The sequence below is a fragment of the Micromonospora sp. ABR4_055 genome (assembly GCF_056160425.1).
The window spans coordinates 1-5,537 of the sequence record NZ_JBSWXD010000261.1; the positions used below are offsets into that span (position 1 = coordinate 1).

6 protein-coding genes are annotated in these 5,537 nt (G+C 66.2%); 3 read left to right on the forward strand and 3 right to left on the reverse strand.

Going from position 1 to position 5,537, the window contains the following annotated elements; translation table 11 throughout:
• Nucleotides 1-167 precede the first annotated feature (167 nt).
• Nucleotides 168-1,142 (reverse strand): SUMF1/EgtB/PvdO family nonheme iron enzyme, encoded by a 975-nt coding sequence (locus ACXAHD_RS31325; RefSeq protein WP_281553186.1) that lies wholly within the window; start codon nucleotides 1,140-1,142, stop codon nucleotides 168-170.
• Between the two features lie 18 nt (nucleotides 1,143-1,160).
• Nucleotides 1,161-1,934 carry an aminotransferase class IV family protein gene (locus ACXAHD_RS31330; protein ID WP_475055043.1) on the reverse strand — a complete coding sequence of 258 codons (774 nt, stop codon included), beginning with the start codon at nucleotides 1,932-1,934 and terminating at the stop codon, nucleotides 1,161-1,163.
• A 203-nt stretch (nucleotides 1,935-2,137) separates the two neighbouring features.
• On the opposite strand from ACXAHD_RS31330, the gene ACXAHD_RS31335 reads away from it, so the two are divergent.
• From ACXAHD_RS31335 to ACXAHD_RS31345, 3 genes are read left to right on the forward strand one after another with little or no spacing between them, the layout of a single operon-like run.
• Nucleotides 2,138-3,127: a biotin synthase BioB gene (locus ACXAHD_RS31335; RefSeq protein WP_475055044.1), complete on the forward strand. Its 990-nt coding sequence runs from the start codon at nucleotides 2,138-2,140 to the stop codon at nucleotides 3,125-3,127.
• Nucleotides 3,127-3,870 carry a glycosyltransferase family protein gene (locus ACXAHD_RS31340; protein ID WP_475055046.1) on the forward strand — a complete coding sequence of 248 codons (744 nt, stop codon included), beginning with the start codon at nucleotides 3,127-3,129 and terminating at the stop codon, nucleotides 3,868-3,870. The genes ACXAHD_RS31335 and ACXAHD_RS31340 overlap by 1 nt, the downstream gene beginning before the upstream one ends.
• Entirely contained in the window at nucleotides 3,867-4,940 is a 1,074-nt protein-coding gene (locus ACXAHD_RS31345) for an NAD-dependent epimerase/dehydratase family protein (RefSeq protein ID WP_475055048.1), read from the forward strand. Before ACXAHD_RS31340 ends, ACXAHD_RS31345 begins: the two co-directional genes overlap by 4 nt.
• Here ACXAHD_RS31345 and ACXAHD_RS31350 read toward each other — a convergent pair.
• Nucleotides 4,927-5,361 (reverse strand): NUDIX domain-containing protein, encoded by a 435-nt coding sequence (locus tag ACXAHD_RS31350; RefSeq protein WP_281555423.1) that lies wholly within the window; start codon nucleotides 5,359-5,361, stop codon nucleotides 4,927-4,929. The two genes, ACXAHD_RS31345 and ACXAHD_RS31350, sit on opposite strands and share 14 nt — an antisense overlap.
• Nucleotides 5,362-5,537 lie beyond the last annotated feature (176 nt).

Sequence of the window (5,537 nt, forward strand, 5' to 3'; positions counted from 1 at the left end):
GCACCGGGAAACCGCCGCCCGCCTGCCGGCCGAGATCGCCGAACTGTTCACCATCGCCCGCCACCGCCTCGACGGCGCCGCCCACCGCCGCTGACGCTAGGACACCCATCTGTTGCTTGTCTCTGACGCGCTTGCGGCCGGAAGTCCTTTGGGGCACGAACTGCGCGTCAGACGGCCAGTACTGCCTGCATAGCGTCGGCCACCACGATGCAGCGGAAACCGGTGTCGTCGTCGAGCATCGAGGCGTCGGCGTCGTTGAAGTTCGAGGGTGTGGCTCGCTCGAAGCCGCTGGTGAAAGCGCTGCCCTTGAGTTCGAAGCGGCCCGGTGTCGTCTCCGTCCGACACCACTCCCAGACGTTGCCACACAGGTCGAAGACCCCGTAGATGCTCGTTCCGCTCTGGTAGCGGCCGACGGGCGTGGTGTCCCTGATGCCGCCTTCGCGGACGTTGCACTTGGCAGGGGTCGGCTGGTTGCCCCAGGGATAGACGCTGCCGGTCGGGCCACGCGCTGCCTTCTCCCACTGCTGCGAGCTCGGCAGGCTCTTGTCCGCCCAGCGTGCGTAGGCGCTCGCGTCTTTCCAGGTCACGAAGACCACTGGGTGGTCGGCCAGTTCCGAGGGACAGATGCCTCCTGGCCAGTGGCCGGGAGGCTTGTAGCCGGTCGCGTCGATGAACCGCGAATAGTCCGCGTTCGTCGTGGGACGGACGTCGATGTAGAAGGCGGGAAGCCAGACTGGTTCGTTGTTCGCGCCGCTGAGGTACACACCTGCGTCGACCAGCGCCATCGCCTTGCCGTCCGCAGGATGACGCACATGCGCCGTCTCGGGCGACGGAGCCTGCTCGGGTATCGATGCGATGACTGACGCATCGATCTGCAGCGCGAAGCGTGCCTGCGCATCAGTACCGGCACGCTCAAGTGAGGTGTCGAGTGCCGCCTGGTTCATCGGACGTGGCTTGATCGCTTGACCGCCAGCTTCCCATTTGGACACCATGCGGTCTGACACGCCCAGGTGCTCGGCGAACTCGCGAACGCTCATCCGGCGCGCTTCGCGTAGTGCCCGGACCTCCCTGCCGGACCACTGACGTACGGTGGCCACCTGCGACTCCTCCACTTCCTCGCCGCCGGTCAAGTGTCGCTGCATGTTTCGATGCGAAGCTTGTCAGAGTGGCTCGCCGGGGATGGCGCTGTACTCCTTGCGGATCTGCTCGATCAGCGGAACCGTATCGGTCCATCGGGCCGCGTCGATCGCGACGATATCCCGGACTCCAACAGCAGCGTTGGTGGCAAACGCTGCGGTGTAACGATCCAGCTCCGCCAGGTTGACGCGGCGCTGAAGCCCCGCACGCTCCTGCTGGATCAGCGCCATCGTGATTCCCGGCAGGACGGGTGCCTGCGGCCACACGACCTCGTCGCCTTCGACCAGGCCGATGTTCCAGGTCGCCCCTTCGGAGATGAAACCCTCGCCGTCCACGAGCAGGACGTCATCGAAGCCAGCGAGCTGAGCCTGCCGGCGGTGGTACAGCGTCGCGAACAGTCCGATGTGCTTGACGGCTGGAGCGTCCCTGTCGTACGCGCAGGCGGTGAGCGTCAGCGGCTGCGGCGGAACCAACGAGGCTGGGCGCGTCGTGACGAGCACCTGAGGGCTTGATGCGCTGGCGGGATGCCCAAGTTCGAGATCCGGGTCGAACACCGTGACCCGGGCGACGATCGACTCGGCAGAACCGTCCACCGCCTGGCGGACATAGCTGCGTACCTCGTCTCGATCGAGTTCCGCGCCGAAGAGTACGCGACAGTCCCTCGTCAGCCGGTCAAGGTGCAGCGTTAAGCCGCGCACCCGGCCGCCGTCCACTCGCATGGACGTGAAGTGACCGTAGTTGGAGAGACCGAGGATCTTCAATTGATCTAGATCAACCGGCCGGCCGTTCAGCAGCATGGTGCCAGTCTCTCGCATTGCTCCGATTCCCGGCACTGCTGGGTCTGCCAAGTTCGGCAGAAGTTCGGCACCGAGGTGGCAGAACGACATTCCCCGATGCTTCCGAGGGGCGCGAGTATGGCTACGCCCCGTTACGGCCGACCGGTCCATGACGTCGGTAGCTCCCTTTCCGCGCCACCGCGCCCGATGAAGAGGAGAGTCCCTTGCTCGACGAACGCGACATCCGAGCCCTGCTCACCCTGCGCGGCTCCGAACGAGAAGGGCTGTTCGCCCAGGCCCGCGCAGTCCGCGCCGACGTGTACGGCGACCAAGTGGTGGTACGCGCGGTCATCGAGGTGACGAACCTGTGCCGAGTCGACTGCGACTTCTGCCCGATGCGTCGATCCAACACCCGCGCCAACGACGTGTTCCGCCAATCACCTGCCGAGATGATCGAGACGGCGATCGGCGTGCACGCCCTCGGCGTCAACGTGATCTGCCTGCAAGGTGGCGAGGTACCACAGACCACCAGATCGGTCGGGACGGCACTGTCCAAGATCGCTGACCTGTACGGCGGCAGAGTGGAACTGCTGTTGAATCTCGGCAACAAGACTCGTGCGAAGTACGCCTGGCTACGTGAGCAGGGCGCGACGAGCTACATCATCAAGCACGAGACCTCCGACCCGAACCTGCACCTACGGGTGCGGCACGAGGCCCTTGACCGGCGTCTCTCGTGCACGGCGGACCTGCTGGACCTCGGCTACCGCGTCGGCTCGGGGATGATCGTCGGCCTGCCTGGCCAGACACTGGACAGCATCGCGCGGGACATCGTGATGTGCCGGGACATGGGCGTACACATGATGTCGGCGGCCCCGTTCGTGCCCGCGCCGGACACGCCTTTGGCTGACGCACCCGCCGGGGACGTTGAGCTGACCCTGAACGTGATCGCAGCGATGCGGCTCGCGCGGCCGGCATGGGCGATCCCTTCAGTCAGCGCAATGCGCGCCAGCGTCGACGGCGGTCAGCGCCGCGGGTTCGACGCCGGGGCGAACGTCATCGTCTTCAACGCCACCCCGGCCGAGTTCCGCGACAAGTACCTGATCTACGGCAAGGACCGCAAGGTATCCGGCTTCGAGTACGTCATGGACGTGATCGCGCAGGCTGGACTGACGGCGGGCGGTTCGGTGTTCCTCACCGAAGCTGGGAGGTCGTGATGGCGCTGCCCGTGATGGTGGTCGACCACCCAGTGATCATCCTCGCCCGTGGTTTCGGCACTCGGCTACAGGCGGTGGCGCGAGGCAAGCACAAGACCATCGAAATGGTGGGGGACCGTCCGATCCTCGGCTGGATCTTGCAGGAGCTTCGATCTGTCCGGCCCACGCGGCTGTACTTGCACCTGCGCGAGCCCGACGCGAAGGCCGCCGCGCTTGCCTGCAGGCACCTCCAACCGGTGGAGATCAGCATCGGCCCGCCGACCGGCTACCTGCCCGACGTAGTGGACTGCGCTCGCTACGGCGAGCGGTTCAGCGTGATCGAGGCCGACACGATCACCCATCCCGGTGCCCTCCGGAACTTCCTCATCCTCGCCGACCGGCTCGGCCCGCACGCCGACCTGTGCATGGGCGTCGCACCAGCCAGCGCCAACCCGAACGGACCAGCCGTCGTGGTCGACGACAGCGGACTCGTGACCGCCGTCAGCTGGAGCGCCCAACCGTCCGGCCTGGTGCCGTTGGGCGCATGGCACTGGACACGACGCATGGTCGCCGATGCGCCGGACTTCGCGGCCCGATCGACCAGCATCGCCGACTACATCACCTGGAGCATCCCGCGCGGTGCGCTCGTCGCGCCGATCGGCTTCCCCGCCGGGCACAACATCAACTTCCCGGCGGACCTCGACCACGCCCGGCAGCAGATCCGGATGTGGACCACTTACCAAGAACGGAGTGTCACTGCGTGAGCGTCGCCATCGTGACCGGCTCGGCTGGACTCATCGGGTCGGAGACCGTACGCCACTTCGCCAGCCTCGGCCTGGACGTCGTGGGCATCGACAACGACATGCGCCGGTACTTCTTCGGCAGAGACGGCACCACACTGCCCAACGCCATCAAGCTGATCAACGAGCTCGGAGACCGGTACACCCACCTGGAGCACGACATCCGCGACCGCACCGCGCTCGGCAAGGTCTTCGCCCACTACGGCAGCAGTATCGCCGTGGTGGTGCACGCGGCCGGCCAACCAAGCCACGACTGGGCAGTACGCGAACCGTTGACGGACTTCGACGTCAACGCCGTCGGCACCGTCAACATGCTCGAACACACCCGCAACCACTGCCCGGACGCGGCGTTCATCTTCACCTCTACCAACAAGGTCTACGGCGACCGCCCCAACCAGCTTCCCCTCGTCGAGCTGGACACCCGGTGGGAGATCGAACCCGGCCACGAATACGCCGACGGGATCACCGAGGAGATGCCCATCGACTCGTGCCTTCATTCGATCTTCGGCGTCGGCAAGGTCGCAGCGGACATCGCGGTGCAGGAGTACGGCCGCTACTTCGGCCTCAACACCGCCACGTTCCGATGCGGCACCCTAACCGGACCAGCGCACGCAGCGGCCGAGCTGCACGGGTTCCTGGCCTACCTGATGCGCTGCGCTATGGAGCAACGCACGTACCGCGTTTTCGGGTACAAGGGCAAGCAGGTCCGCGACGCGATCCACTCCCACGACCTGGTCGCTGCGTTCGAGGCGTTCTTCCGCGCGCCACGCCAAGGCGAGATCTACAACATGGGCGGCGGCAGGTACGCACACGTCAGCCTGATGGAGGCGACCGCACTCGCCGAGAAGATCACCGGCGAGCAGATGATCACTGAGTATCACGAGGAGAACCGGATCGGTGACCACATTTGGTGGGTCGGCAGCACGGCGAAGTTCGCCAGTCACTACCCGAACTGGTGGTACAGCTACGACGTGGAGGCGATCCTGGCCGAGATGTACGAGGTCAACCGGGATACGTGGGTCAGCCGGCGGTGATCAGCTCGTGGTACAGCGGAGAGTCCAGGAAGCGCGGGACGATCTCGCCGTAGGCTTGGCCGAACTCCAAGGCGCGCACGTCGGTTCCGGCCACGAATCGCATCGCGGCGCCCTCCCCGCAGACCACATCCTCGTCGGTGGCGTCGGTTGGCGCGTAGAAGATCGAGAACTCGCCAACCGCGCCGGGAAACTTCGCCGACGGGGCGAGACCCTGCCAGAACAGGTGCAGCTCATCCACCTTGAGACCGGTCTCCTCGATCAGCTCGCGGTGAGCGGCCGTCAGTGGGTCCTCGCCTGGGTCGACGTTCCCGCCCGGCAAGCACCAGCGGTGCGGGTCTACGTGGGTGTTGCCGTCACGGAGCTGCAACAACACTCGACCTGCCGGATCGACCAAGATCACGCCTGCAATCCGAGCATCCACTCGTTCTGCCACCCGAGCAGCCTACTGCTGCCCTGAAGAAGGGTGGCGTCGATCCCGGCGTTCGGCGACGTGTGCCGTCGGATGTCCGTACCAGCGGCCCTGTGGGCGTACCGCCGTTTGTGGCTGCGTGCGCAGGGCGGGCGGCCCGACCTCCGCGCCCCCGTTCGGGGTCGGGT